Origin of the sequence: Chloroflexus sp., from assembly GCF_034435895.1 — a bacterium.
Classification (GTDB): domain Bacteria; phylum Chloroflexota; class Chloroflexia; order Chloroflexales; family Chloroflexaceae; genus Chloroflexus.
In genome coordinates this window covers 1-24,575 of sequence record NZ_DAOTWH010000129.1, presented here as the reverse complement: position 1 = coordinate 24,575, position 24,575 = coordinate 1, and the positions used below count along the sequence as shown (strand labels likewise).

Here is a 24,575-nt window from a genome sequence, read left to right as displayed (position 1 = left end):
TGTTTATTATTCAACACGAGCGATACTCGTGTATCCTCCAGATACCGGCAAGCGCAGTGACAACGCGCGTCACCGCCGCTCCTCCAGACAATGGTCACACCATGCGTTGCGATCGCGGACGAGCTTTTTCTTGCCGGCCCAATGCGTACAAGATACCGTCTTGCAGGGATGCCATAGTGCGGATATGGCTCAGATCTAACCCCAAGCCGACGATAGTTTGGGCGACTTCAGGGCGAATCCCAGTCAGTAACACCTCCGCCCCCAACAAACGTACCGCCTGCGCTGAGCGCAGAAGGGTATTGGCGACTTGGGTATCGACCACCGGCACGCCGGTGACATCGAGAATGACAATGTGGGCGCCGGTCGTGTTCACCCCTTCCAGCAGCGTCTCAATGATTTGCTGGGCGCGCATGCTGTCGATACTACCGATCAACGGCATCGCAATCACCCCCTGACTGATCGGCACGATCGGCGTACTTAGTTCGCGCAGGGCAGCTTGCTGGGCCGCAATGATACGCTCATTCAGCGCTTGCCACTCTTCGGCGGCCTGCCGTTCGGCGGTGACATCGGTAATAAATCCTTCGATGGCAATGGCATTGCCATCGTCATCGAATACGCCGGCGCCGCGTTCCCACAACCAACGAATACCGCCATTGGCGTGGCGAATACGATACGTGATCTCGAATTGGCGACGCTGCGCTAATGCTGTATGCACGCTTTCCCTGATTGCCGCTGCATCCTCGGGCAAAATGAGATCACCAAAGGAAAGTCGGGGCATTTGACCTTCTGAAGGCAGAAAATCGCTCGCTGGATAGCCGGTGATTGCTAGCGTGCCTTCGCTCATAAATTCTGCCGTCCATTTGGCGTCGTTGCGTACACGATACGCAATGCCGGGCAAATGACGGATCAAGCTATCGAGCCGGCGCTGGCTTTCGCGCAATGCCTCTTCGGCGCGAATCTGATCGGTAATATCTTCGGTTTGTGATATCCAACCGGCGACCCGGCCATCAGGATGGTGGAGGACGGCGTTGTACCACTGGCAGATGATGATCCGGCCATCTTTGGTGATATTAGCATTCCGGGTATTAGCGGCTTGCCCGCTCAGGAGAGCATTGACCATCGCTTCGACGTGTTCACGGGTAACATCAGGAACGAGCAACTCAATCGCGTTTTTCCCGATCGCTTCATTGGCGCTCCAGCCAAAAATGCGCTCGGCAGCCGGGTTCCAGCGCGTAATGATGCCATACTCGTTGGCTTCGATTATCGCTAACGGCGAGGTGAGAAAGCTCTGCTCAGGGCGCTGGTTGAGCATGTGTTCGCGCCGTAGTAATGCTTCCTCTTTAGCGATCAACATTTGTTGGGCGGCGGCAATAATATCAGCGATGGGGCCAGCAGCGGCGGGTTGATCGCTCAGCAGTTTGGTTGCTTGGCGACGGGTGGCGTCGAGCCGCTGAAAACCGGCTGCAATCGAGCCTTCACTTCGAATCACGGCGAGCAGATGCGAGGGGTTGTTGGTGCTAAGCGCGTCAGCCAACGCAACAAGGAGGGGGCGGTCAGGTGAAGGCACGTTGGGGAACCAAGTGCGCAGCGTGTTGGCTATGGCAAGATGGTCAGCGATCATACCTGCGGTTCCTAATACCCAAATGAGGTGAGGATGGCTATACTTTGCTCAGTATAGCACATTGTAGCTAATAGATGATTGAGCAAATGCTGCTCGAAATATTGCGAGTTGATGGCATATTTAGGCAATTATGACGGGCATGGCAAAGAAATTCAACCCGGTTTGTTGAGCTTGGTGAGAGCAGGATATGCTACGTACAGGTTGCCGTAAATAATGATCGAGTGCGGCAGCTAAATGGCCGCACTCGGTGAAATCAAGGTCTTGTTGCCAGACGACCGGTTACTCAGCATTGCGGCGCGCGAACCAAACCCCAGCGGCAATGAGGAGCAGAATAGCCAAGCCAATCACGACCGGCAGCGGTGGCGGGCTAGGCGGCTGGGTTGGCGGCGGTGCTTGGCGTTGCGCGTCGGGCGGCGGGCCAGCGTTACCGCCTGCTCCCGGTGCAATCCCGTCTGCGCCGCCTCCCTGCGCGGGTTGTTGCATCACCGTCGTTTCTTTTTCGCCTGTAGGCTCGCTCGCTAGGACTCCAGCCGTCGCTTCAGTGACCTGCTCATTGCGTTCATTCATCGCAGCCGCCGCTGCGGGCGCTGCAGCCGCTTCGGTTGGATCAATCCTTGCGGCGCTCATCGCAGCCGGCGTCGTTTCCGGCACCATCATCACCTGTGGTTGGCCGGCAGGTGAGGCGCCACTGTTGAGGCGCAGCACTTGCCAACCAATGAGCATGACCAGCGCCAGCGCGGCCAACCCGCTGAGCGGTTGCAACCAGCTTGGCAAGGCAAACCGGCGTGGGCGTATGCCGGCCATGTTTGGGGTGAGCGTAAATGACCGGGGTGGCGTGACCCATGGCTGTTCACGCAAGAGATCGCGGGTCGCGCGGAGTTCAGCCAGTTCGCGGCGCAGCCGCGGCTCGCTCGCCAGACGTTGCTCAAGCGCAGTGCGGTCGGCGGGGGTTAATTCGTTATCTAGATAAGCCGAGAGCAATTCGAGATCGCGCTCTGGCAATTCTGATTGGGAGGCTGGCGACGTTGTCATCGATTTCTCATTCGGCTATCAGCCGGGTATCATTTTGATTTATCTGACTCATCATCTAGACGGAATTTTGCCGGCAAGAGTTCCCCGACGCGCAAGATATCGCGCAATTTGGCCCGTGCCCGGCTCAACCGCGATTTCACCGTACCCAATTGCACCCCGGTAATTTGCGCAATCTCCTCATAGGCTAACCCCTGAATATCGCTCAGGATAATGACAATGCGCTGGTCTTCCGGGAGTTCGGCCAACCCTTGTTGGATAGCGGCGCTCAATTCTTGCCGTACCACCATATCATCGAGGCTCTCACCCGGATCGGGCACTTCGGTGCGGGTGTTGTCATCTTCATTGTCCGTGCTGTCAAGCGAAACCGCTGGTCGTCGTTTGCGCGCGCGCAGGACATCGTAGCAGGCGTTTGTGGCAATCCGCAGCAGCCATGCTTTGAACACGCCGCCGCGAAAATTGCGCACATTGCGAAAAGCGGCGATAAAAGCGTCTTGGGTGGCATCGGCGGCTGCATCGGCATCACCCAACATGCGATAGCAGAGGTTGTAGACGCGCGTCTCGTACAGCCGCACAATCTGGTTAAATGCCTCGAGGTCGCCCGCTTGCGCCGCGCTGATTAGGCGTTGTTCTTCGTTTGCCATGCAATCGCTCGTCTCCCGTGCCAGCCTGCACTCTATTATACCGTTTCGGCATCCGTTGCAAAGTGTAATTGCGCGCGCTGGAAGAGCATATCGCCGACGCGCCGAAGACTGATCAGGCGGAGACGCGGCGGATGTTGCGGGGCAAACCCAACGCTTTCGACCAAGCTGGGACGGGGTGGCGCCGGTGGGGATGGATTGCCCACGATGATCGGGCTAAGGGTCAGAAAGACTTCATCAATAAGTTGGGTAAAGAGTAGGGAGCCGTAGGTGCGCCCGCCGCCTTCGCTGAGGAGAGTGCGAATGCCATAGTGTTGGCGCAGCGTAGCGAAGGCAGCGGGCAGATCGATCTGGCCGTCAGCGCCAACTAGACACGTGAGCTGGGAGTAAGTGGCGAGCGCGCGCTCGGCGCCGTGGGCGGTAGTGATGAGAAAGAGTGCTCGTGGCAAGGTAAGCGCAGTCGCTGCCGGCAACGCACCGGTTGCCGAGAGGATCACTAGCGCCGGTAGCGGAGGCCGCTCTTCACTGGCGCGCAAGGCGGCAAAAGCCGGCCAATCAACCAATTCCCCCGCTTCCCAACGATGGCGACGGGCTGCGCGCAGGGTGGCGGCGCCGACGAGGATCGCATCGGCGCGAGCGCGCACCAATTCCATCAACCAGTGGTCGTGACGGCTATTGCGGCTGATCGCATTGCCGCCGTTCCAACCCGGCTGATTGAACGCGATCCGGCCATCGTGCGAGATGACAAAGTTTGTCCATACAGCGGGACGGTGCGCAGGAATCGCGGGCAGTCGCCAATCGCCGCCGTAGATGGCGCGCAGCTCTGCCGGCAAACCGGGGCCGCGGTTAGGTTCCTCTTCAAACAAGAGGGTAAACGGGCTGATCATGCGCCTGCGCTCAGACCACCACGGCGCCGAGCCGGCTCTGCCCGGCGAGCGTGCGATCACCCGGCATCACCTGTGGTTCGAGCACATCACGCTGGATGTAGAGATCAACTTGCCCGCCAAACCGGATACTGGCAATGCGGGCGCCGGCGGCAAGGGTTGCGCCTTGGGTTGTCTCGCAGCGTAACCAGCGCCCCAGCGGCGCAGCAATAATTGAGAGCAACACTGGCCCCCAAGCGGTCTCGATGCCGATGTAGAGGCGTTGGTTGCGTTCAGGGGCTTGCGGATCACGCAACGGGCGGTAATCTCCCCTCGCCTGTTCAAGGTATGCGACCCTCCCGGCAATCGGAGCGCGGCAGATCGGCACATCAAGCGGGCCAATTACCGTGGTAAGGCGGAGACAATCGCTGTGGACGAAGCGATGTTCGTAGACCTCACGCACCCCTTGGATGCGACCATCGGCAATCGCAAAGACGGTGCGCGATTCGTCGGGCGGGATGCGACGCGGATTGCGGAAGAGCGCCGCTGCCAAGGCCGTGAGCGCCAAGGTTGCCGGCGCTAGCCGTGGCCGTAATCCAAGGGCAAGACCGGTCAACCCCAAGCCGATGCCGACCACGGCCGTCGCTTCGGCATCAAGGCCGGGCAAGGAAGGTTGGCGCTGATTGGTCGTTGGCTCTGGCATATATCTACCCGCCGACTGATGAAAGTATCACTCACGATAATGTGATTCTAGCATGAAGGGGCAGCCTGCGCAAATGCTTGTCAGTTGTGACTACAGTTGATATGATGCAAACTACGCTGACCACTTTCCATATTGACGCGGTGTGTCAGATTGATTACACTATGGCAATCATGATTGTTTGCGGAATCTTTGTGTCGTGAAAGGAAGGCCCCATGGAGCGGACGGTTGGCGAAGTGATGCATGTTGGTGTGTTGACCTGCCGGCGCGAGACCCCGATCCAAGATGTCGCCCGTCAGATGTCGGAACAAGACATCAGCGCACTGGTGGTCGTTGATGATGATGGGTATATGGTCGGCTTGGTCTCGCGTACCGATCTGGTGAATGCGCGCCTGTACGAACAGTACTGGAAGCATTGGCGCGGTTTGACGGCAGGCCATATTATGATTACCGATGTGGTGTCGGTGACACCCCAAGACACGCTGCAGCATGCCAGTCGCCTGATGATGGAACGCCGGATCCATCGGGTGGTAGTCGTCGAACCGGGCGAAAAGGGCCTGCGCCCGATCGGTGTGCTGTCAGTGACAGACGTGGTGCGCGATATTGCCAACGAGTAGCAGCGGGTTGCTCCATCGCTGCAACGAGGGTAAGGGCGGGTTTGCAACCCGCCTTTACGTGCTAGGATGCGGAGCGCGGGTGGCTCGCCCGCTGCGCAGGCAGATGGCCCTCACCCCCGGCTCCCTCTCCCACCGTCAGGGGGGGAGAGGGGGAGCTGCCGTATCTTCGTGACAGGCACCGTGGAGCGGAACACTGTAGCGCCCCGCTCCCACGCCAGTGGAAACGGGGTAGGGGGTGAGGGTGAAGCAGATCCCGCTTTCCTGTTGTCATTGCGAGGGAGGGGCGACACCCCGCGCAGCGGGGCGCCGCCCGACCGAAGCAATCTCCTGCTTTAGCGAACGGATCCGCTCCGCGCATCATGACCGCTCACCGGATGGGATTGTTCAAGGGCGAACACACATTGCTTAGCTCTCCGCTCCCCTCTCCCGCGCCAGTGGGAGAGGGGTTGGGGGTGAGGGCGAAACGATGCATCGCAAAGCCATGAACCGCATCTGCGCTCATACGTTCTGTCCGCCCTTGAACCCAGCGAGGGAGGGTCGAGGTTGGGGGCTATGCCTCTTGCAACGGGCTTTCGCGGGCCAGTGGCCCGTGCTCTTTCCCCCCACGGAGCGCGGGCAGCCTGCCCACTAGTTACGGCTCGTCAGCAGCGTCAAACCCGCCGTTCAATGCAGATAATCCCTAATCTGCCCAACCCACAGGAATGCGCCCTGCCCGATCATTGCCAGCAGCCACATAGCCGCGGCCACACGGCCCCATCTGGATCGTGCAGCCAATTGGTCGAGGGCAATCCCTGCCGGAATGCACAGCGCAGGGTAGAGGAAGAGCATCCAGCGTAACCCTTGGTCGGCGATGAGGAGCAGGCCAAGACCGCTGAGCGCGCTGCCCCACCATGCGCCGAGTAGCCAACGCAGCGCGGTGGTCGTTGGTTGCTGGGTGCGCCAGATTATCCAAAGGCCGGCTAGGTTGGCCAGCGCTAAGCCTAGCGGTGCCGGCAATCCGCGCCGTTGCGGCGGTTGCCAGCCAGTAAGGGCAAGGATGGTTTCGGTGATAATCTGCACCGGCGCTTGGCCGCCGCTCGCGCCTTGCCTGCCACGCCCGCTGATCAGTTCGAGATATACTGGTGTGGTGTACATCACGATCAAGGCCAACGCTATCCCCCCGGCAGCGGCGATCAAGAGGCGGGCCGGGGTGACGATTGTCGCTGGCTGCCGCCATGCCAACAACCATGCCCAGCCGATCAGTAAGCCAAAGCCGAGCGTCACGCCGGAATGAGCCATCAACCCGGCGGCAATTGCGAGCGTCAATCCGCTCAGCGCCAGCCAGTGGCTGCTGGGTGCCGCTGCGCCCATACTAAGCCCAAGCAACGCCGGCAAGATCAGGGCCTGCCCGCCGACATTGGCCAGCTCGCCAATTGCCAACGCTTCGAGCGATTGGGTGGCAAAGAGGTAGCAAGCAGCGCTCAAGAGCGCGGCTCGCTGCCCGAATCCGGCTTGCCGCACCCACCACCAGATCGCCACGCAGAAGAGACTATCAAGAGCAGCGGCCACGATTGTCACTAGCAGCCGGCGCGCGGCAAAATCGTCGCCGAACAGGATCTGGAAGGGGAGGGCTATGAGGTAAAAACCGGCTGGATACGGCGCTGCGCCCCCGCCGGCTTCGGCAGGCAGGCCGGCAGTGAGAAAGACGTGACCAAGACCGAACCGCAAGAGGTTATTCGCGTGAAAGCCGGCGTCGCTGCTGATCGCATGCGGGTGGAGCAAACCGGCCAAGCGCACAATGAGAGCGAGCAGCGCCAGCCCAATCGCTTGCCGCCACGCCAATTGCTGCGGCCAGCGCAGCGCGAGGCCCAAGTTGATGGCGGTTGCGCTGGCGCTCAGCACCGCCAGAATCGGCATCAGCAGCGCAAAGGCCGGTCGTACCAGCGCAATCGCTGCGATCGCAGCGCCGCCGCCGAGACCGATCACCCCTAGCGCCCATCGTGGCGGAAGCGCCGCCATTTGGCTCCACAACCACACCGCCGCGAGGGTCAGCCCAATCCAGCCGAGTTGGCCCCAATCCGGCGCGCGCCAGCCGCCGATCGTCTGGACGTGGGTACTGCGCAAGACAAAACCCAACGCGCGCGGATCGCCGTCCGCTTGGAACGCATCGCTCCGCATAACCAGCCGTACCGTTCCGTCTGCTGGGACGAGCAGGGTATAGCGACGGCTCGGCGCTGCCGGCAGTGCAAATGCCACCGGCGGCCATGCGCCAGCTTGCCACGCGGTAGCGGTTGGCGCGCCGTCGGGTCGCCCACCCTGCGCGCGTGCTGTGACCAACCAAGATCCGCCTCCCAGACCGGGCAAACTGATTGCACTCTCTGGTTGCGTCCAGCGGTAGGGATCCGCAGCGCCGGGCAGCTCCCACCATGCCGCCACCGACGGCAACGCCGGTTCAGCCGCATGCACCATCTGCAAGAATGGCGCATCGTCTTCTCGCCGGCGGGTGAGCGGATCGCCGCCAACGGCGAGGTGGACGCTGAGCGGGGTTTGGTACGCCAGACCGCAGCCAATCAAGACGAGCGCCAGCAGCAGGAACGCAGACCGCCAATTATGGCGCAATCGCGCTGCCAATGCCCTGCGCGGATCAGCTAAGGTTTGCGCCAGAGTCACGATTTCCCGCTGCCCCATGTAATCACAATTACACCGATCATAATGATCAGTGCGCCAACGAGGCGGATCATCGTGATTGGCTCGTTGAGCAAGATTCGCGAGGGGATCAGAATGATCACGTAATTAAGCGCCAATAACGGGTACGCAAAGGAAAGGTCTACCCGCGAAATGACTCCCAGCCAGAAGATGGCTCCGCCAAAGACGAGAGCAAAGCCGAGAATAACGCGCCAGTCAGTGAACGTCGCCCACAGCACCCGCGGTTCGAGCGAGAAGGCGCCAACGTGAGTGGTGACGTGGTTAATGCCGATCTTGAGCAACACCTCACCCGTCACGGTGAGGGCGCTAGCCGTAATCAACAGGGCGAGAACCAGCAGCATAGTGCGCACTTTGGTTGAGACAGCGAATAACGGTTTCATCATCATGGTCGCCGGCGGAGAACATACACAGCATAATCGCAAATTCCAGAGCGGAGGTGATAGTTGCGCGCGATGTCAAAGCCATCGCCGAACATCGCCTGATAATCGGCATCGTGCCGGATATAGCCGCCGCGATCAAGCGCATGCATGAGGTGGCCGAGCGGGTTTTGGCCGGGTGGCGGCGGCGTATCTTCCATCACCAGCACCGTGGCCCCCGGCCGCATGACCCGGTAGACTTCGCGCATCACGGCGCGGGCAGTGGCATCGGGCAGATGGTGTAGTACGCCAAGAATGAGGCCGGCATCAAACGTCTGATCGGTGAACGGGAGCGCATCGCCGCTGGCGGCAAGGTACGTTCCCGGCCGGCGTTGAACCGCAAAACGGAGATACGTGAGCGATGGGTCAATCCCGACATAGCGATGCGGTGGAAAGTCGGCTGCGAACTCGCCGGTGCCGCAGCCGAGATCGAGAAACCGGCGGTGGTCGCCGTGCCACGGTCGTAGCTCGCGGGCAATGGCCAGATGTTCGCCGGTAAAGCCGGCTTCGACCAGCCAGCGCAGCCGGTTCCACAATTCAGGCGTGGCGCTTAAGCGGTTGAGGACAGGATTCAGCATCATAGTTAACCAGTCTTCCAATGAGGTGTCGGCAATGGGAGTCTAAGCTGGGCCATCGCCGGCGGAATGTCGATGTGGATACGACGATCATTACATCCGTAGCGAGGGAGGCAATCCCCACAGCAACCCTTGCCGCAGCCGGAGTGATGATACCGGTCGCGATGACGCGGCAGTGTTCATAAACCCGTTAGACCCGCGCCAGCGCAACGATTGACAACCCAAACGGCCATTTCCCGCCACGGGCAATGTACGCCGCTTCGAGCATCATTGGCAAGCGTAACGCAGCATTGACCGGGCGAGAGGGCAACTCCATCGCCGACTCAGTCTGCGATTCCGGCAACACCCGCTCAAGCAGGCGCACCGCTGCCGAGATCGGGAAGAGCAATGTTAGCGCGTAGGTAAGCTGTTCGACGGTAAAGCCGTTTTCACGCAGCAACCGCGCGACTTCGCCAGCCGTGTACCGGTGGCGGGTATGGACTTGGCGATCATGGCGCGAGCGCAGCCATTCGTAGGCCGGCAACCGGATGAGCAGCCGGCCATCACGGCGCAAGACCCGCCGTACTTCGGCGAGCGCCTGCCGTTCGTCGATCACAGCCTGATGATACAACACATCGAACGATGTGACGAGATCAAAGCTGTGATCGGCAAATGGCAGTTGCAGCACCGACCCGCGCGCCAACCGGCCCGGAATGCGCCCACGCGCGAGCGTGAGCGCTTCGGTAGCGAGATCAAGCCCAACCACTGTGCCGTAGCGGCGCAAAAACAGCGCGTCGCCACCGGTGCCGCAGCCGGCGTCGAGGATGCGTAGATCGCGGCGTCCGCTAAATACGCGGTCAAGCATGGCGGCATTGATGGCGCGCATGCCGCCATACCACCAATGTTGCAGCTCAACCGCTGCCATTGTTGTGTACTCGTTTTTTTCCATAACCGGGGCGGACTATACCAGATGGCGGGCAAGCTGGCAAGTGGCGCTTGGCTAGCCGCTCGTTTCTTGGTTACAGTGCGTCGCTATGCCTTGTGCAGCACGTCGCGTTCTGCTATCGGTTGCGGTGACGCTATCCCTCGCGATTGCGAGAGCGATACCGAGCGCGAAGCGACGAACTGGCAACAACAGCCTGCTCTGCGCGCTTAATGCGGTATGGATGCGTTACTCTAACTCTAACCCCAACCCAACTGGTGAGCGCAACTGCCCCAGCTCAGCACATTCGATCACAACCTCATCGCCGGCGCGCAGCCATGGGCCATCATCGCCGTGCAGATCAAGCAGGCAGCCGCCGGTGGCGACGCCACTGACGAGCACCTCACCGGGGTAGAGCATCGTATCACGGCTGGCGAATGCGATCAACTCGGCGAACGACCACCGCATGAGCGCCGTATTGGCGCGGGCAAGCTCACGACCGTTCAGCCGCAGCCGCAACTCGAGCATGAGCCGCCTATCGTCATCGCGGTAGTATTCCAGCTCGTCAGGCGTCACCAGCCACGGGCCGAGCGAAGTGGCGCGATCGCGCGGGCGGAGTGATGCGGCCAGCGGATCGCGAATCGTCCACGCATTGACCAACAGATAACCAGCGATGTACGCATCGGCATCTTCCGGCGCAATATCGTGCCCGGCTCGTCCGATGACGCATCCAAGCGCCATGCCGCAATCGAGCGGTTCGAGCATTGGCAGCTCGATCGGTTCGTCGGGGCCGAGGATTGCGGTATGGCTGGCGAAGCGAAACGCGGGCCAGTTGCGGTCGCCAACCCAATATCCAGCTGCTCGGCGCATCATCACAGTACGCTCATCGGCGAGTGCATCAAACTCGCGCAACGAAACCGCCTGCGGCAAGGGGGCGACAAGGCGTACTTGGGTAGCCGGGATCACCAGCGCCGTATCGCCAATGGTCAATCCCTCGTGCCAATTGAACTCGCCGAGCGGCGCTTCGGACGGATCGGCTCCTCCCATGACATTGATCACCGCCTGTACGATATCAGCGGCGGCAGCGATGGTGGCATCAGGGTGATCGCCCCGCAACAGCGAGAGCATATCCCACTGCGCTGCGGCGGCCTCTTCGCTGATCAATGCCGCCGCCGCTGCTAAATCGATGATCGCATCGTCGAGCAAGACGCCGGCTCGCGCTGTGGCGCCAGCGGGCAGGATGAAGCTGACCAAGCGCACGGTTATCTCCTTACATCGATTCTGAAGCAGGTTCGGCCTGTTTGCCTGTGGCCCCGCGCTTTTCTGATTCAAGGGCGGACAGAACCTATGAGCGTAGATACGGTTGATAGCGTTGCGATACGCTGGTTTGCCCTCACCCCCAGCCCCTCTCCCACTGGCGTGCAGGGGCAGATAGAACATCTGGTCAGGAACCTATCAGGAACCTAGCCCTTCAGGGCCGGGCTAGGATTACGAAGCCCGCTACGCGGACTGCCGACCCTCATCCCCAGCCCCTCTCCTACTGGCGCGGGAGAGGGGAGCGTAGTGCCGAGCGTTGAGGCATTGCACAGCGATCAACGGTTGAAATCGATCACACGTTCTATCCGCCCCTCAACTGTTCTGGCGAGAGCGCGGGAAATGTATCTCGGCCACGTTGATTCTGGCCTTGCCGTCATCGTTGTCGGAAGCGTGAGGGATACCCCAAGCAACCGTCACAGCCAAACTTCTGCGCTTCCACCCTTACGCTCGATCATTGCACGAGTATATCGCGCCAAGTGCGTCAACGGTTGAACCTAGCAATTGGTAACCTCAAGAGCATGCGTTTGCTTGCCGGCGATTGCTGCGACGCATACGGTGGTTTCCTTATACGACTTGCCACCATGCCTGCCGCGCCATGTATCGAAGCAATGTCCACCGCTGGTCTGAGGGCTGCCATGCTTAGCGCCACAATGATAGCACCATATCGGCAGGACAGGAATGATGTTGTCGTGCTGCAATGACCGAGCGGTAGCGAACGAGCTAAAAATGCACACATCTATGCCCCAATTTGTTCACTTTTCCTCTAGGCAAGCGCTCTTGGATGTGGTAAGATATTTCATATAAACAACACTTGTACATTGCAAACAAAAACACGTGGAGCACGATCATTATGGAGTACGAGCTGACCGAACAACGTGCCCTCAGTCGTCTAGATCAGTACATCTTGCTCTACTGGCTCATCTCGTTGGTCATAGGTATCCCCCTGCTAGGTGATTGGCTGAAGAGCTGGAATGTGCCTGCGACCTTGGCGAACCCGTGGTTTGTAGTGTTCTTGCTGGCGAGTTTTGCCTTTAGTCAAGTCTTGTATGTGTTGGTTGCCCGTCACGATGGCCGTCCATTCCTGTGGGGGCCGACTGCCATCTTTAGCATCGGCAATGGCGTAATCGAGACGTTTGCCTTTGCGATCGTGTATCGTATTGGCGCATGGATCGGCGACGGGATCGCGATGCAGTTCTGGCCAAATCTGGTGGGGCTGCTCGGTTTTGCGATCGGGTTTACGGCCTTCGTCATTTACGGCGGTGTGATTCATGGCATGTTTTGGCTGCAATACCTGCCGCCCCATCTCGACGATTCGCCGCAATCGATGCGCATCCGCAAGTTGCGCCCGCTGGCCGAGATGGCGCTGGTCTTGGGGTGGAGCCTCTGTTTTTATCTGTATCAAGACATCTGGACGGTGATCTTCATTCATATTTTGGTTGATCTTGGCTTGATGCTGCGTGTGCGCCCGCCGGTCTTTCTCGGTGCCAGCCGGCGGGTGTCGTAAGCCCACGCTGAGAGACCATCCCTCACTCGATATACGGAGTGCGGCAGTCACACTGCCGCACTTCAGTTGGTTTGTTGCGTTCATTCCCCTCTGGTTTTGCCCAGTCGTAAGCGCACTGTGGCGCCGAGCCAGATATCTTCGTCACTAACCAGTGTTGGAGTGTGCGGGCGTAGCCGGCGCCGGACGGGGCCGCAAAAGACGCCGGAGGGACTGGCGAGATCAACGATGTGGGCCTGTGTCTCGGTCAGCATGAGGTGCGCATGGCGCAGGGCAATATCTGATCCCAAGACGATAATATGGCAGGCGGGATCGCTGCCGGCTGTGAGCATACCGGTAGGCAGAGCAATCGTGCGCTCGCCCTGTTCGTCGGTAATGTATGCTTGCCAACCACTCACTGCCGGCGCTGAGATAGGCATGCTCGCCACACGGCGAGCACGCCGGACGAGTCGCGTGCTCAGCAACATTACCGCGACGGCGCCGAGCGCAAAGACGCTGTTCATCCACAGCGGCAGCGCTGGTGATGCGATCACAAGGGCGGCGCTCTGGCCGCAGCCGTACACCATCGCTGACGATGGCAATGCGCCGTCGAATTGCGCGCGCCAGCGCCCCGGTGCAAGAGCAGTGATGGTTTGCGGGCGCTGCGGCGGAGCTTCTTCCGCCCACACGTGCAGATCGTGCGGGGGCGAGGGGCACCCGACCAGCAGCGCCCATGCTGTGGCCGAGATCTGCTCGACGCCGAAAATGAGGCGAGGCGGGGCAGTGGGCGGAGTTGGGGGGATGGCGTGAGCGGCTGCCAATACTGGCCAAACGATGATCAGCATGAGCAGAGCCAAGAGCGGGGTTCGGCGGCGCATAATGATCTCCTCGCACAGCAATCCTCTCATCATGGAAACCGCGCGAGGAGGGCAAAAGTTGCGCGCTTGGCAAAAAATTCGGAAAAATGTCCTATCGGCGTTTGCTATACCGTTGCCCGCACCAGCACCTCTTGCGGCGAGCGGGCAGTGGCGATGGTGTTCATGTCAATGCCTAGCGCGGTGATAGCTTGGGCCATGGCGGGTGAAATGCCGGTAATCACCGCCTCACACCCGATCAAGCGCAGCGCTTGGACGGTTTGAATCAAACTTTGCGCGGCCATTGTGTCGAAGGCTGGCACGCCGGCGACATCAATCACGACCATCCGCACCCGGCGAGCGCTGACCACCTCGCGCAGCCGCTTCAACAGCAGCTCGGCGCGCTGGCTGTCGATCTAGCTGACGACCGGCGCTAGCAACACATCGCGCCCGATCTCAACCGTGGGTGTTTCGAGCGACTGCGCCAGATTGCGCAGCATCTGTTCGGTAGCCTGCAATTGCGCCGTTTGCGGTTCGAGTTGGGCGGCAGATGCCTCAACCTGTTGGGCTTGCATCCGCGCGCGGGCCGCTTCAGCCGTTGCTTGCAACGCCAGCCCTTCCATTCGCCGCAACAGATACAGGAATGGCAAGAGGGCAAGCGATGCGCTAGCGAGGTAGACGACAGTGGCGCCAATCCAATCAGAAATGGTGTCTTGTACCGCGAGGTTTTCCGCCGCTAAAAAGGTGGCATTACCAGAGACATAGATGGCGGCGGTGATGATCATCGTTACGAGTGATATTGCTAACACGCTGATCCCGCCCCAGCTGCCAAAATACACCAGCGCCAGCACGATCACGCCGATCCAGAGCAAACGCCCGCTACCGACAAGACCATAAAAGATCAGCAGAAAGGTCACCATCACGCCTAAAATCGTGAGCACGAAGATGGCACGGATGGTCAGGCTAACCTAGCGGAGGGCAGACGCAGATACAACCAGCACATAGGCAATAGCGTAGATGGCGATATATGGCAGCGCCCGCGCGCCCATTGCGTTATAATCTGGCCACAATCCGACGACAAGCGCCAGACCGCCGAGCACGACCAGTATCCAAAGCAAGTTGTTGAGGATCTGCAGCTGCCACTGGGCGATAACTGTGCTAGCGTTTTCGGTGGGAGTGATGGCAGGTGATTAGGAGCTGGACATTCCAGTATCTCCGTGGCGTCGGGTTGCCTTGGTTACAAAGAACGATAGCGAGCCTTGGATGAGCGCAAGTGTAGCCCATTTGGTGATGCCTTGCGCAAACTCATTGCGCACTGTATCACTATCGTAACTGAATTGACAAATATTAAAGATGCGTTAATCGTGCGGTCTACGACGATTGCGATCATGAAGCAGGTGTCGCTAGTAATATTCCGTCGCGCAGTTGTAAAGCGATTTGGTCGTTGTTGGTGACGATCGGTCTTGCTTGCTGTTTGCCGGTCACGTAGGTCATGGCGTCGGCAATCAGCGCAGTTTGGCCATCAGCCGCGATGAAGGTGAACGGCTGGCCCCATTCGGCGACGGCGCGCACGAATGCGTAGGCGCGCTGTACTAGCCAATCGGCGGTGAAGGTGAAGTCAGTGGCTTGCGGTGCGGGGTAGTAGCTCCCGCCAGCCGGTTGCGGTTGTGGTTGCCATCCCGGTGTGGCGAGATCGGCCAGCGCCGCTGGCAGCATCTGCGCGGCAACCCATCCGGCGAGCGTCTCAATCGCGCTCAGCCGCTCGCCGAGCGGTAGCTCAAACCATTCCTGCCGCGCGATCGGCCCTTGATCAAACGCCTCGTCCATCAGGTGCAACGTCATTGCCGTGCGCGTCCAGCCCAACCGTAGCGCCCAGAAGAGCGGTTCCGGCCCGCGCAGTTCTGGCAATGGCGAGGGATGCAGGTTCAGGAAGCCGCGCTGCGGCACGCGCAGCAGGTCAGTAGGAATGCGCCACGGCCAGCAGGCAACGATCGCGAGATCGATCTGCTGTGACGCAAGCTGCTCGGCCAGCGCCAGCATGCCGGCACGTCCAACGGTCCAGCGCGGGAGGCCGGTCCGGTCAGCGAGAGTTGCCAGATTCACTGGCGTTACCACCTCTTGGCGAGCGGTTGGCGTGGCCGGTGGCAGGAGGGCCAGCGCCGGCATACCCGGTGGCGCCGGGTGAACCAATCCCACCACATGTACTGGCAACTCCAGCAAGCGTTGCAAGATGGGCAAGGCCATCGGCCCCGGCATGGCAAAGAGCATGATTCGCATGGTCGACCTTTTCTTTCGGGTATAATGAAGACGGTATCACGCTGGTTTGAAAGAAAGAAACATCTATGCCGCGTATGGTGAATTGTGTCAAGCTCGGTCGTGAACTGCCCGGCCTCGATCAGCCGCCGTTCCCCGGCCCGCTCGGCCAGCGCATCTACGAGCAGGTCTCGGCGCAGGCGTGGCGGCTGTGGCCGCAGCAGGCGACGCTGATTATCAACCATTATGGCCTCAGCCTTGGCGACCCTAACGCGCAACAAATCCTGATGAAGGCGATGGAGGAGTTCTTCTTCGGCGAGAACGCGCGTATGCCCGAAGGGTGGACGCCGCCATCCGCCGCGCCGGCCAAAGGCGGCCCCCGCCGCAAATAACGGGGCGCAGTAGAGACGCACGGCCAGAGACGCACAGCCGTGCGTCTCTACTGCGCCGTCAATGTAATCGCCGGCACGATCGTAAACTGCAACTGGGCGTGGGCAGCGCGCAACGCCGCTTCAACTGTGGCCGGATCGGGGCCGCGAGCGAAGATGAAGCCGAGGTAGCTATCGCCTTCGGGCAGCGGGGTTAACGGGTAATTGAGCGGGGCAGTGATTTCGACCGACTCGATGCTGGGAATCGTTTGCGCCGCTTCCACCCCGGCGACCCCGCGCAAGATGCCAGCCTGCGGAATTGGGATCATCATCACGCCGCCGGCCTGCCCGGTCCGGCTGAGCGACTCGATCGGCAAGCCGGCGGCTTGGCGCAAGATCAACTCTTCGAGCGGCGTATCGGCGCCGAACCGTAACGTGCGCGAACACAGACCGCCGATGCTGCGATTGGCTAGCTCGATCATCCACGGCCCGCGGTCGTTGATGCGCAACTCAGCGTGCAGCGGCCCCTGTTCGAGACCAACCGCTCGCGCCGCCGCCGCCGTCACGTCGCAAATCGCGGTTTGGGTCGCTGCCGGCAAGCGTGACGGTGTGACGTAGATCGTCTCTTCAAAGAACGGCCCGTCAAGCGGATCGGGCTTGTCGAATAGCGCCAACACCTGCACCTGCCCGCGGTCGATCAAGCCCTCCAGCGCCACTTCAAACCCCGGCACAAACTCCTCGACCAGAAACTCGTGCGTTCCCGGCCCCTCGACCCGATCGAGCAGCGCCGCCAACCGGCGCGCAGCGGCGACGAATTGGTCGGGGTTATCGGCCCGGATCACGCCGCGACTACCGTTGAGCCGCAGCGGTTTGACCACGCAAGGGAAGGGGACGGTCTGGGCCAGCGCGGCGAGGTCATCGGCGGTAGTGCAGAGGCGAAATGCGGGCGAGGGTACGCCCGCGCGGGCAAAGAGCTGGCGCATCAGATGCTTGTCGCGCGCGGCGGCAGCTGCTTCAGGACGATTGAACGGCAGGCCGAGTTCGGCGCAAGCCAGCGCCGCTAACTCAACCCCGCTATCATCAACCGGCAGAATCGCGGTGAGCGGCTGGCTGGCGTGCAACGCACGAATCGCGCCCAGCGCAGCTGTCTGATCGCTGAAGTCAATCAACAAGCGTCCCGGCAACGGGCGGGCCAAGGCCGGCGGTGTATCTTCGGCGACCGTCGCTTGCGCGCCGATCCGCTCGGCGGCGGCTAGAAAAGCCGGCAACCGGTACGACGATGGCGTGGTGAGGAGTAATAGGTGCGGGGGTGTGGGTGGCATCGCAATATTGATTCATGATGATGAGAGCATGTCATAGGCGGCGGCAGTCATACTGCCGCACTCCATAGGATTGCGACTTGCTCAAGAAACTGTTTTGCTGCATCTTTATAAGGCGGCGGCAGTCATACTGCCGCACTCCATAGGATTACGACCGCTAATCGAAAAACCCCTTTCATTCTCTACGCTCCTTCACAAATACCGGGCCGCCAATTGCTGATGATTCGGCTCGGCGCAGCAGTACCACGGCTCGCTGAGGCGGGGAATGGGCGGGGATGGCGGGAGGGTAGCCGGGCGCGGCCCCAGCCCGATCACCTGATCGCACAGATCGAGCAAGCGCTGGTAGAAGGCGGTGCGTGACATGCCGCAATGGTCGCCGCATTGGGCCAATTCGAGCACGGCCTGCTGCAACGTGTCCATCGCCGGATCGGGGTGGTGCCACGGATAGACCAAACCGACGGGGTCGAATGGCCCGACCAGCGCGCGTATGTCGGGCAGTTCGAGCAGGCGCGAGCCGGCGGGAATGAGCAAGCGCAGGCCATACTGCACCGGCGCGACACTTTCGATCAACCCCAATTCGGCGATTCCCAGCAACAGATCGCGATAGATTTGGAGGGTTGTCCACGGCGTAAACGCGACAAACGTCGCGTTGAGGGCAATGTCATTGGCGCGCAGCAGCGCGACGGCGCGAGCGACATCGGCGCGGGTATGGCGTTTGTCAAGGCGGGCGAGAATGTCGTCATCGAGCGCTTCGACGGCGCTGACCGCCATGATGCAGCCGGTGGCGCGCAATTCCGGCAGCAGATGAGCGTAGCGCAGAATGTGCTCGACTTTGATCGTCACATCGTAGGTCAGGTCAGGGAACTCGGCGTGCATCGCGCGCACGATCGGCAAGACGTGGCTAGGGCCGTTGAGAAAATCGGGGTCGCCGAAGGTGATATGGCGCGCACCGGCGGTCACTTGAGCACGGATGTCGGCCAGCACCATTTCGCGGGGCACGACGCGGAAGCGGCCATTGTAGACCGGCACGACTGGGCAATGGCGGCAGAGGTGTTTGCAGCCGCGGGTCGTTTCGGTGTAGCCGGCGAGGCGCGTTTCAGCGCCGTTGATTAAGGTGGCGTACCGGTTGAGCGGCGGCAATCCGCTGCGATCGGGCGGAACGAAATTGAGCCGGTTGAGCGCGATGGCGTCAACGGCGGGCGGACGTTCGCCGGCGGCCAAGCGTTGCCAGATTGTGGTGAGCAGTTCTTCGACTTCGCCGCCGAGACAGCAATCGGCGCCGGCAGCGCGCAGCATCGTGGCGTTGAGCGGCGCGTAGAGGCCGTAGCAGACGATAAATGCGTTGGGGGCAGCGGCGCGTAGGCGTGGTAACAGTTCGAGCGCCAGCCGGGTGGCGGTGTGCATTGGAACTGAAATGGCGATCAGGCCGGCCTCAGCCGCCATAGTTGCTGTCAACGGTGACACACTGGTATCAACGCAGGTCACAGCGGCGCCGGCCCGCCGCAGCCATGCCGCCGGTGAAGCGAGGCTCAACGGTTGATGACCAAGTTCGTAGGTGGAGATGAGCAAGACGTTCATGCTATCTATTGTACCGCAAGACGGTGTTTGTGTTGCAGAGTGCATCAAGAGCGCACCACACTCCCCTCTCCCGCACCGGTTGAGGGGCGGACAGATGATCGCTGTGCGATGCCTCAAAGCCCCGTGCTGCACTCCCCATCACCCTTCCCCCAGCGGGGGAAGGGCAAGGGGTGTGGGCATCAACCCGCGCAGGGGGCTTCGTAAGCCTAGCCCGGCCCTTCAGGGCCGGGTGCCGGACTGTCCGCCCTTGAACCCGCGCTAGTGGGAGCGGGGCAAGGAGTGAGGGCCAGCAACCTGCGCAGGGGGCTTCGTAAGCCTAGCCCGGCCCTTCAAGGCCGGGTTCCGGATCAGATGTTCTGTCTGCCATTGAAACGGAAGAGGGGCGCGAGGGGAGCGCCACGGAGCGCACCACGGTGTGCCGCTATGGGGGGCGTGGCACCTCACGGGGGCGTGTGGCGCCCCACGAGGGCGCACTGCTGTGCACCCCTACTGTTGTTGTAATTCGGCTTGGACGGAGGCAGTGGTAATTTGGGGCAACACTTCGGTTTCGTCGATGTGGACGGCGGTTGGCACCACCTTTACCCCGACTTCGAGCTGGCTGGTCGCTTGGCCGCGATAGATGCCGCGAGTCGGCGGCACGTCGGCGTAGTCGCGGCCAACCGCCACCCGGATATGGCGTTCGCCAGCGATGAGGTCGTTGGTCGGGTCGAAGCCAACCCATCCCAATTCAGGCAAATACGCCTCCACCCACGCATGGGTTGCGTCTTCTTCCGAGCGGTCGTGGTCTTCGATGCGATGAAAGAGGTAGCCGCTGACGTACCGGCACGGAATCCCGATCCGTCGCACGAGCGCAATCATAATATGGGCGAAGTCTTGGCAGACACCCTTGCGCGCCAGCAGCGCCTCGTCGATTGGCGAGTCGACGCGCGTCGTTTGGGGGGCATAAGCAAAGGTTTGGGCGATGCTGTGATTGAGTTCGCGCAACAAGGTCAGCGGATCGGATCGGCGCTCAGCGCCCATTTCACGCGCCAGATCGAGCAAAGCTGGTGTGGTTTGGATGAAATGGCTCGGCATTAAGAAATCCCAGAAGTCGCCGTGGGCAGCGAGTTTGTCGAGATCCAGCCACGCGGTGCTATCGAGCCGGTCGGGCAGTGGCGGCGGCGGTGTGAGTTGGACGATGGTTTCGGCGATGATCAGCAATTGCCGATGGGCCGCCGTGACATCGAAGTGGTAGACTTCGTTGCCGAGCCAGTCGTGGTAGTGATTAATGCGCGCGAACGGGGCGGTGGTAAGGCGGAACTCGATCAGACGCTGCGTTCCCTCATTGCGGGGACACATCCGCACTTCGGTCTGGCTTTCGGTGACCGGCGCGCTATAGCGAAAGCGCGTCTTATGCAGGATCGAATAGTACATAGGTTGACGCCGGCTCAGCGCTCCAACAGTGCGCTACCGGAGTAGCGCCTGCTCGATCGGATAGGTAATATACGCTTGATAGATCGCTTCGTGAATCGCGGTGCATTGCTGCCGGATCTGCCGCAAGAACAGCGGCAAATCACCGGCGATAATCTCATCGACCTGCCCATAGTCAAGTTGAGCGTGCAACCGGCCCGCCAGCCGCTCAGCTCTGCCGGCGTGGCGTCCGCCGGCAAGTTGGGAAATTTGTTCGAGACTATCTTGCAGTTGGTCGGCGGCAAACCGGATCGAGCGCGGACTTTCGGCGTTTAACAAGAGAAATTCAGCAATCTGGGCCGGTTGCACATCGGCAGTGTAGACTTTGCAATACGCCTCGAAAGCGGTACAACTCTTGAGCAGCACCACCCAATCGATCGAGTCGATAGCGCCTTCGTCGCCGTTGAGGTAGGGCTGAAAGAAGACTTCGAGCAGCAGCGTGGTGGCCCAGATCCGTTCGAGATACCGCCCGACCTGAATAAAGCGCCAACCCTCGCCGTGGTTCATGGTGGCGTCGGTAATGCCTTGGATGAGGTGCAACCGCTCTTTGACCATCTGATAAAACTCGACCGGCTCGTCGCGCCAGATCTGCTCGATGGTTGCGGCGCGCATGCGCAGGTAGAGCTGGTTAATGTGCTCCCACATCTCCGAGCTGATCTGCTCGCGCACTTGGCGGGCATTTTCGCGCGCCAACGTAATGCACGACACCAGTGAAGCAGGGTTAGCGGCGTCGGTAGTGAGCAGGCGGGTGATAGCCTGCGGATCGTCGAGACCGGTCTCTGGCGGTTCGACGTGCAGCGCGGCGAGCAGCCGGCCCCAGCGCGGCGCAATCGCCTGCGGCGTCTGATCGAGAATCTGGGTGAGGCCAACCCCGATCAGGCGCGCCGTATGCTCGGTGCGCTCAAGGTAACGGCTCATCCAATAGAGACTATCAGCAACTCGTGAGAGCATAGATGATCCTGCCGGATAGTATCAATACAACACCCACGTATCCTTACTGCCGCCGCCTTGCGACGAATTGACCACCAGCGAACCGCGCCGGAGGGCGACGCGGGTCAACCCGCCGGGCACAATCGTGGTGGCCTCGCCGTCAAAGAGAATGAACGGGCGCAGATCGACGTGGCGCGGTTCGATCATGCCATCGATAAAACACGGCGCGCACGAGAGTTGCAGAGTTGGCTGCGCGATATAGTTGCGCGGATTGGCACGGATGCGTTCGGCGAATTGGGCTTGCTGCTCGCGGGTGCTATGCGGGCCGATCAGCATATCGTAGCCGCCCGACTCACCGACTGCCTTGACGACCAATTCATCCAAGTGTTCGAGCACATACGCTCGTTCGTCGGGCCGGTCGCACAGATAGGTCGGCACATTGGGCAAGATCGGTTCCTCGCCGAGGTAATAGCGAATGATCGCCGGCACATAAGCATAGATCGCTTTATCATCAGCGACGCCAGTGCCAATTGCGTTAGCCAGCACGACGTTGCCAGCGCGGTACGCGTTGAGCAAGCCCGGTACACCGAGCACCGAGTCAGGCCGGAAGACCATTGGGTCGAGAAAATCGTCGTCGATCCGGCGATAGATCACGTCTACTCGCCGCAGACCACCGGTGGTGCGCATATAGACCACGTTATCGTGGGCGAGCAGGTCACGCCCTTCGACCAGCTCGATCCCCATCTGGCGGGCAAGGAAGGTGTGTTCAAAGTAGGCCGAATTAAAGACGCCGGGGGTGAGCAGGGCAATCGTTGGTTCAGGCCGGTGGTCGGGGGCCAAGGCGCGCAACGTGGCGAGCAACGCTTGCCCGTAATGGTCGATCGGGCGTACCCCGTGGGCGCCGAACAGGCGCGGGAAGGCGCGCTTCATCACTGCCCGGTTAGTGAGCATATAGCTGACGCCGCTCGGCACGCGCAGATTATCTTCGAGCACCACGAACTGGCCATCGGGCAAACGCACCAAATCGGTGCCGACAATCGCAGTGTAGACGCCGCGCGGCACGGGCAAGCCGCGCATCTCGCGCCGGTAATGGCGGCAACTGTAGATCAGCTGGCGGGGAATGACGCCATCGCGCAGAATCTGCTGATCGTGGTAAATGTCGTGCAAAAAGTGATTGAGGGCGATAATGCGCTGGCTTAAACCGCGCTCGATCTGCTGCCATTCGTCGGCAGTGATGATGCGGGGAATGAGGTCGTAGGGAAAGATCCGTTCGGTGCCGGATTCGTTGCCATAGACCGTAAAGGTAATCCCCTGATTAAGGAAGGTCAGATCGGCGTAGCGTTGCCGCTGCTGCAATTCTTCCCGGCTCAGCGCGCTGAGGCGGCGGGCCAATTCAGCATACGCTGGGCGCACGGTGCCGTCTGGCGCAAACATCTCGTCGTAAGCGCCAGTTAAGGTGTACTGTTCAAATGGCGGTTGGCCAACAAGTGGAATGGTGGCGTCGGGCATACTCGTCGCATACTTATGTTCAACAGAGTGATTGCGCCCGGCCAGCCGTGGGCAACGTTGCCCGATCGTCTTCATTTGCCGGCGTGAAATGATACTGAGTATGGTAACGCCGATGACGCTCTTCGTCAACTAGGAATGGGAGGAGGGAAGCAAGAGAGCTGGCAAACCTTTTGCGCGGCACTGCGAGAGGAACTCTCGCGCTAGGTGATGCCAACGTTATGGAGTGCGGCAGTTTGACTGCCGCACTCCATAGTCGTAGCGCAACTTCCCAACTAATTGCCCATCACCTCGTGCAAAGCCGGCGTCGTTTGGCGTTTATGCATATCTTCCGGCTTCACGCGGTACACGTTCCACACCAGCCCCGCCTTCTCAAGGGCGCGGATGATATAGGCCGAGATATCGATCTGCCACCAGCGCAGGCCGTGGAAGGCCGAGCGGGGGAAGGCGTGGTGATTATTGTGCCAGCCTTCGCCGAAGGCGAGCAAGCCGACGATGAAGTTGTTGCGGCTCGCATCGCGTGTGTTATAGTCACGGCGGCCAAAGGTGTGGCAGATCGAATTCACGCTCCATGTGATATGGTGGGTGAGGAAGATCCGCACCAGACCGCCCCAAATTAGGCCGCTCCAGCCAGCGATCAGGGTCGGGATCAGAATACCGAGCGCCGCCCACAGATACCACGTCTTGCTCACCCAAACGATGGTTGGATCCTTCAACAGCCACTTGCCGTACATTTCGATGTTATTTTTGTGGGTAAACAGCCAGCCCACGTGCGAATGCCACAAGCCTTCGAGCGGGCTATGCGGATCCTCTTCGTCATCGGAATGGGCATGGTGCTGGATATGGGTCGAAGCCCACGAAATCGGGTCGCCTTCCAGTGCCATACACCCCATAATCAAAAAGAGCGCCTTCAGCGGGCGTGAGGTTTCAAAGCTCTTGTGGGTGAGCATGCGGTGAAAGCCGATGGTGATGCCGAGACCGGAAATAACATACAACACGAGCATCAAGGTGACATCGAGCCAGTCAACGTACTGCTGCCAAAGCATCACCATCGCGTAGATAGTGCCAAGGAAGGGTAAAAGCACGATTAACAAGACAAAAAACTTTTCGAGTGGTGATTTTTCCAGTTTTGGTTCGGTGGCGGGAACAGTGCGAGCCATAGCGAAACACTCCTTGCTGGTAACGAAATTTGTTCGACCTGTCACAAGAATAGAATGCGGTGAGGATGGGTAGAAGTAGCTGCCGGCTAATCTTCGGTCACGAGTTGGCCGGCAATGGGGGTGACTAGAGTAATGGGTAGGGCCGGCAGGGAATGCATGCGTTACCCTCCGAGCTCACCTATTGCGCCGATTTGCATTATTTCCAAACCTATGGTATACTCCTGAACGTGTTGAGCGGGTTGGCCCCATCGTCTAGCGGCCTAGGACGCCACCCTCTCAAGGTGGAGATCGCGGGTTCGAATCCCGCTGGGGT

At 60.5% G+C, this 24,575-nt stretch carries 23 protein-coding genes; 3 read left to right on the top strand and 20 right to left on the bottom strand.

Annotated features, from left to right (window positions below; translation table 11 throughout):
• Positions 1–94: 94 nt before the first annotated feature.
• From U9R81_RS07735 to U9R81_RS07715, 5 genes are all read right to left on the bottom strand, one after another.
• The gene (locus U9R81_RS07735; protein WP_322494915.1) at positions 95–1,621 is read right to left on the bottom strand and encodes a PAS domain S-box protein; all 1,527 of its coding nucleotides are present in this window, start codon (positions 1,619–1,621) and stop codon (positions 95–97) included.
• Positions 1,622–1,900: 279 nt separating this feature from the next.
• Complete coding sequence (locus U9R81_RS07730; RefSeq protein WP_322494914.1) at positions 1,901–2,653, bottom strand: anti-sigma factor family protein; 753 nt, start codon at positions 2,651–2,653, stop codon at positions 1,901–1,903.
• Positions 2,654–2,682: 29 nt separating this feature from the next.
• Positions 2,683–3,294 carry a sigma-70 family RNA polymerase sigma factor gene (locus U9R81_RS07725; RefSeq protein WP_322494913.1) on the bottom strand — a complete coding sequence of 204 codons (612 nt, stop codon included), beginning with the start codon at positions 3,292–3,294 and terminating at the stop codon, positions 2,683–2,685.
• A 35-nt stretch (positions 3,295–3,329) separates the two neighbouring features.
• Entirely contained in the window at positions 3,330–4,178 is an 849-nt protein-coding gene (locus U9R81_RS07720) for a RibD family protein (protein WP_322494912.1), read from the bottom strand.
• A 10-nt stretch (positions 4,179–4,188) separates the two neighbouring features.
• A complete protein-coding gene (locus U9R81_RS07715; RefSeq protein WP_322494911.1) occupies positions 4,189–4,857 on the bottom strand; it encodes a phosphatidylserine decarboxylase in 669 nt (222 codons plus the stop codon).
• A 212-nt stretch (positions 4,858–5,069) separates the two neighbouring features.
• Between U9R81_RS07715 and U9R81_RS07710 the strand changes: the two genes are divergently transcribed.
• Positions 5,070–5,471 carry a cyclic nucleotide-binding/CBS domain-containing protein gene (locus tag U9R81_RS07710; RefSeq protein ID WP_322494910.1) on the top strand — a complete coding sequence of 134 codons (402 nt, stop codon included), beginning with the start codon at positions 5,070–5,072 and terminating at the stop codon, positions 5,469–5,471.
• Positions 5,472–6,134: 663 nt separating this feature from the next.
• Here U9R81_RS07710 and U9R81_RS07705 read toward each other — a convergent pair.
• The 5 genes from U9R81_RS07705 to U9R81_RS07685 all read right to left on the bottom strand — a co-directional run bounded on the left by U9R81_RS07705 (position 6,135) and on the right by U9R81_RS07685 (position 11,308).
• A complete protein-coding gene (locus tag U9R81_RS07705; protein WP_322494909.1) occupies positions 6,135–8,120 on the bottom strand; it encodes a hypothetical protein in 1,986 nt (661 codons plus the stop codon).
• Positions 8,117–8,497 carry an EamA family transporter gene (locus U9R81_RS07700; protein ID WP_322494908.1) on the bottom strand — a complete coding sequence of 127 codons (381 nt, stop codon included), beginning with the start codon at positions 8,495–8,497 and terminating at the stop codon, positions 8,117–8,119. Before U9R81_RS07700 ends, U9R81_RS07705 begins: the two co-directional genes overlap by 4 nt.
• Before the next feature lie 41 nt (positions 8,498–8,538).
• Positions 8,539–9,153 (bottom strand): class I SAM-dependent methyltransferase, encoded by a 615-nt coding sequence (locus U9R81_RS07695; protein WP_322494907.1) that lies wholly within the window; start codon positions 9,151–9,153, stop codon positions 8,539–8,541.
• Positions 9,154–9,337: 184 nt separating this feature from the next.
• Positions 9,338–10,051 carry a class I SAM-dependent methyltransferase gene (locus tag U9R81_RS07690; protein ID WP_322494906.1) on the bottom strand — a complete coding sequence of 238 codons (714 nt, stop codon included), beginning with the start codon at positions 10,049–10,051 and terminating at the stop codon, positions 9,338–9,340.
• A gap of 246 nt (positions 10,052–10,297) precedes the next feature.
• Positions 10,298–11,308, bottom strand: a complete 1,011-nt coding sequence (locus U9R81_RS07685) for a fumarylacetoacetate hydrolase family protein (protein WP_322494905.1) — start codon at positions 11,306–11,308, stop codon at positions 10,298–10,300.
• Positions 11,309–12,215: 907 nt separating this feature from the next.
• Here U9R81_RS07685 and U9R81_RS07680 point away from each other — a divergent pair.
• Complete coding sequence (locus U9R81_RS07680; RefSeq protein ID WP_322494904.1) at positions 12,216–12,869, top strand: hypothetical protein; 654 nt, start codon at positions 12,216–12,218, stop codon at positions 12,867–12,869.
• Positions 12,870–12,949: 80 nt separating this feature from the next.
• On the opposite strand, the gene U9R81_RS07675 is transcribed toward U9R81_RS07680, so the two are convergent.
• From U9R81_RS07675 to U9R81_RS07660, 4 genes are all read right to left on the bottom strand, one after another.
• A complete protein-coding gene (locus tag U9R81_RS07675) occupies positions 12,950–13,723 on the bottom strand; it encodes an FHA domain-containing protein (protein WP_322494903.1) in 774 nt (257 codons plus the stop codon).
• A gap of 104 nt (positions 13,724–13,827) precedes the next feature.
• Positions 13,828–14,115: an STAS domain-containing protein gene (locus U9R81_RS07670; protein WP_322494923.1), complete on the bottom strand. Its 288-nt coding sequence runs from the start codon at positions 14,113–14,115 to the stop codon at positions 13,828–13,830.
• Positions 14,116–14,640, bottom strand: coding sequence for a hypothetical protein (locus U9R81_RS07665; RefSeq protein WP_322494902.1), 525 nt, complete (start codon positions 14,638–14,640; stop codon positions 14,116–14,118).
• 445 nt (positions 14,641–15,085) lie between these two features.
• On the bottom strand, positions 15,086–15,976 hold the full coding sequence (locus U9R81_RS07660) for a methionyl-tRNA formyltransferase (protein WP_322494901.1): 891 nt from the start codon (positions 15,974–15,976) through the stop codon (positions 15,086–15,088).
• A 65-nt stretch (positions 15,977–16,041) separates the two neighbouring features.
• Here U9R81_RS07660 and U9R81_RS07655 point away from each other — a divergent pair, with 65 nt between their 5' ends.
• Positions 16,042–16,344, top strand: coding sequence for an oxidative damage protection protein (locus U9R81_RS07655; RefSeq protein ID WP_066783841.1), 303 nt, complete (start codon positions 16,042–16,044; stop codon positions 16,342–16,344).
• 47 nt (positions 16,345–16,391) lie between these two features.
• Here U9R81_RS07655 and U9R81_RS07650 read toward each other — a convergent pair whose 3' ends face one another.
• From U9R81_RS07650 to U9R81_RS07625, 6 genes are all read right to left on the bottom strand, one after another.
• Positions 16,392–17,642: an ATP-grasp domain-containing protein gene (locus tag U9R81_RS07650; protein ID WP_322494900.1), complete on the bottom strand. Its 1,251-nt coding sequence runs from the start codon at positions 17,640–17,642 to the stop codon at positions 16,392–16,394.
• A 189-nt stretch (positions 17,643–17,831) separates the two neighbouring features.
• Positions 17,832–19,217, bottom strand: a complete 1,386-nt coding sequence (locus U9R81_RS07645; protein WP_322494899.1) for a CUAEP/CCAEP-tail radical SAM (seleno)protein — start codon at positions 19,215–19,217, stop codon at positions 17,832–17,834.
• Positions 19,218–19,703: 486 nt separating this feature from the next.
• A complete protein-coding gene (locus U9R81_RS07640; RefSeq protein WP_322494898.1) occupies positions 19,704–20,630 on the bottom strand; it encodes a transglutaminase family protein in 927 nt (308 codons plus the stop codon).
• Positions 20,631–20,663: 33 nt separating this feature from the next.
• Positions 20,664–21,617 (bottom strand): alpha-E domain-containing protein, encoded by a 954-nt coding sequence (locus U9R81_RS07635; protein ID WP_322494897.1) that lies wholly within the window; start codon positions 21,615–21,617, stop codon positions 20,664–20,666.
• 21 nt (positions 21,618–21,638) lie between these two features.
• On the bottom strand, positions 21,639–23,105 hold the full coding sequence (locus U9R81_RS07630) for a circularly permuted type 2 ATP-grasp protein (RefSeq protein WP_322494922.1): 1,467 nt from the start codon (positions 23,103–23,105) through the stop codon (positions 21,639–21,641).
• Between the two features lie 272 nt (positions 23,106–23,377).
• Positions 23,378–24,262 (bottom strand): acyl-CoA desaturase, encoded by an 885-nt coding sequence (locus U9R81_RS07625; protein WP_322494896.1) that lies wholly within the window; start codon positions 24,260–24,262, stop codon positions 23,378–23,380.
• Between the last annotated feature and the right edge of the window lie 313 nt (positions 24,263–24,575).

Coding starts and splice junctions, on each gene's coding strand:
- U9R81_RS07735 (WP_322494915.1), bottom strand. CDS start 1,621: ATGATCGCTGACCATCTTGCCATAGCCAACACGCTGCGCACTTGGTTC.
- U9R81_RS07730 (WP_322494914.1), bottom strand. CDS start 2,653: ATGACAACGTCGCCAGCCTCCCAATCAGAATTGCCAGAGCGCGATCTC.
- U9R81_RS07725 (WP_322494913.1), bottom strand. CDS start 3,294: ATGGCAAACGAAGAACAACGCCTAATCAGCGCGGCGCAAGCGGGCGAC.
- U9R81_RS07720 (WP_322494912.1), bottom strand. CDS start 4,178: ATGATCAGCCCGTTTACCCTCTTGTTTGAAGAGGAACCTAACCGCGGC.
- U9R81_RS07715 (WP_322494911.1), bottom strand. CDS start 4,857: ATGCCAGAGCCAACGACCAATCAGCGCCAACCTTCCTTGCCCGGCCTT.
- U9R81_RS07710 (WP_322494910.1), top strand. CDS start 5,070: ATGGAGCGGACGGTTGGCGAAGTGATGCATGTTGGTGTGTTGACCTGC.
- U9R81_RS07700 (WP_322494908.1), bottom strand. CDS start 8,497: ATGCTGCTGGTTCTCGCCCTGTTGATTACGGCTAGCGCCCTCACCGTG.
- U9R81_RS07695 (WP_322494907.1), bottom strand. CDS start 9,153: ATGATGCTGAATCCTGTCCTCAACCGCTTAAGCGCCACGCCTGAATTG.
- U9R81_RS07690 (WP_322494906.1), bottom strand. CDS start 10,051: ATGGCAGCGGTTGAGCTGCAACATTGGTGGTATGGCGGCATGCGCGCC.
- U9R81_RS07680 (WP_322494904.1), top strand. CDS start 12,216: ATGGAGTACGAGCTGACCGAACAACGTGCCCTCAGTCGTCTAGATCAG.
- U9R81_RS07675 (WP_322494903.1), bottom strand. CDS start 13,723: ATGCGCCGCCGAACCCCGCTCTTGGCTCTGCTCATGCTGATCATCGTT.
- U9R81_RS07660 (WP_322494901.1), bottom strand. CDS start 15,976: ATGCGAATCATGCTCTTTGCCATGCCGGGGCCGATGGCCTTGCCCATC.
- U9R81_RS07655 (WP_066783841.1), top strand. CDS start 16,042: ATGCCGCGTATGGTGAATTGTGTCAAGCTCGGTCGTGAACTGCCCGGC.
- U9R81_RS07650 (WP_322494900.1), bottom strand. CDS start 17,642: ATGCCACCCACACCCCCGCACCTATTACTCCTCACCACGCCATCGTCG.
- U9R81_RS07645 (WP_322494899.1), bottom strand. CDS start 19,217: ATGAACGTCTTGCTCATCTCCACCTACGAACTTGGTCATCAACCGTTG.
- U9R81_RS07640 (WP_322494898.1), bottom strand. CDS start 20,630: ATGTACTATTCGATCCTGCATAAGACGCGCTTTCGCTATAGCGCGCCG.
- U9R81_RS07635 (WP_322494897.1), bottom strand. CDS start 21,617: ATGCTCTCACGAGTTGCTGATAGTCTCTATTGGATGAGCCGTTACCTT.
- U9R81_RS07630 (WP_322494922.1), bottom strand. CDS start 23,105: ATGCCCGACGCCACCATTCCACTTGTTGGCCAACCGCCATTTGAACAG.
- U9R81_RS07625 (WP_322494896.1), bottom strand. CDS start 24,262: ATGGCTCGCACTGTTCCCGCCACCGAACCAAAACTGGAAAAATCACCA.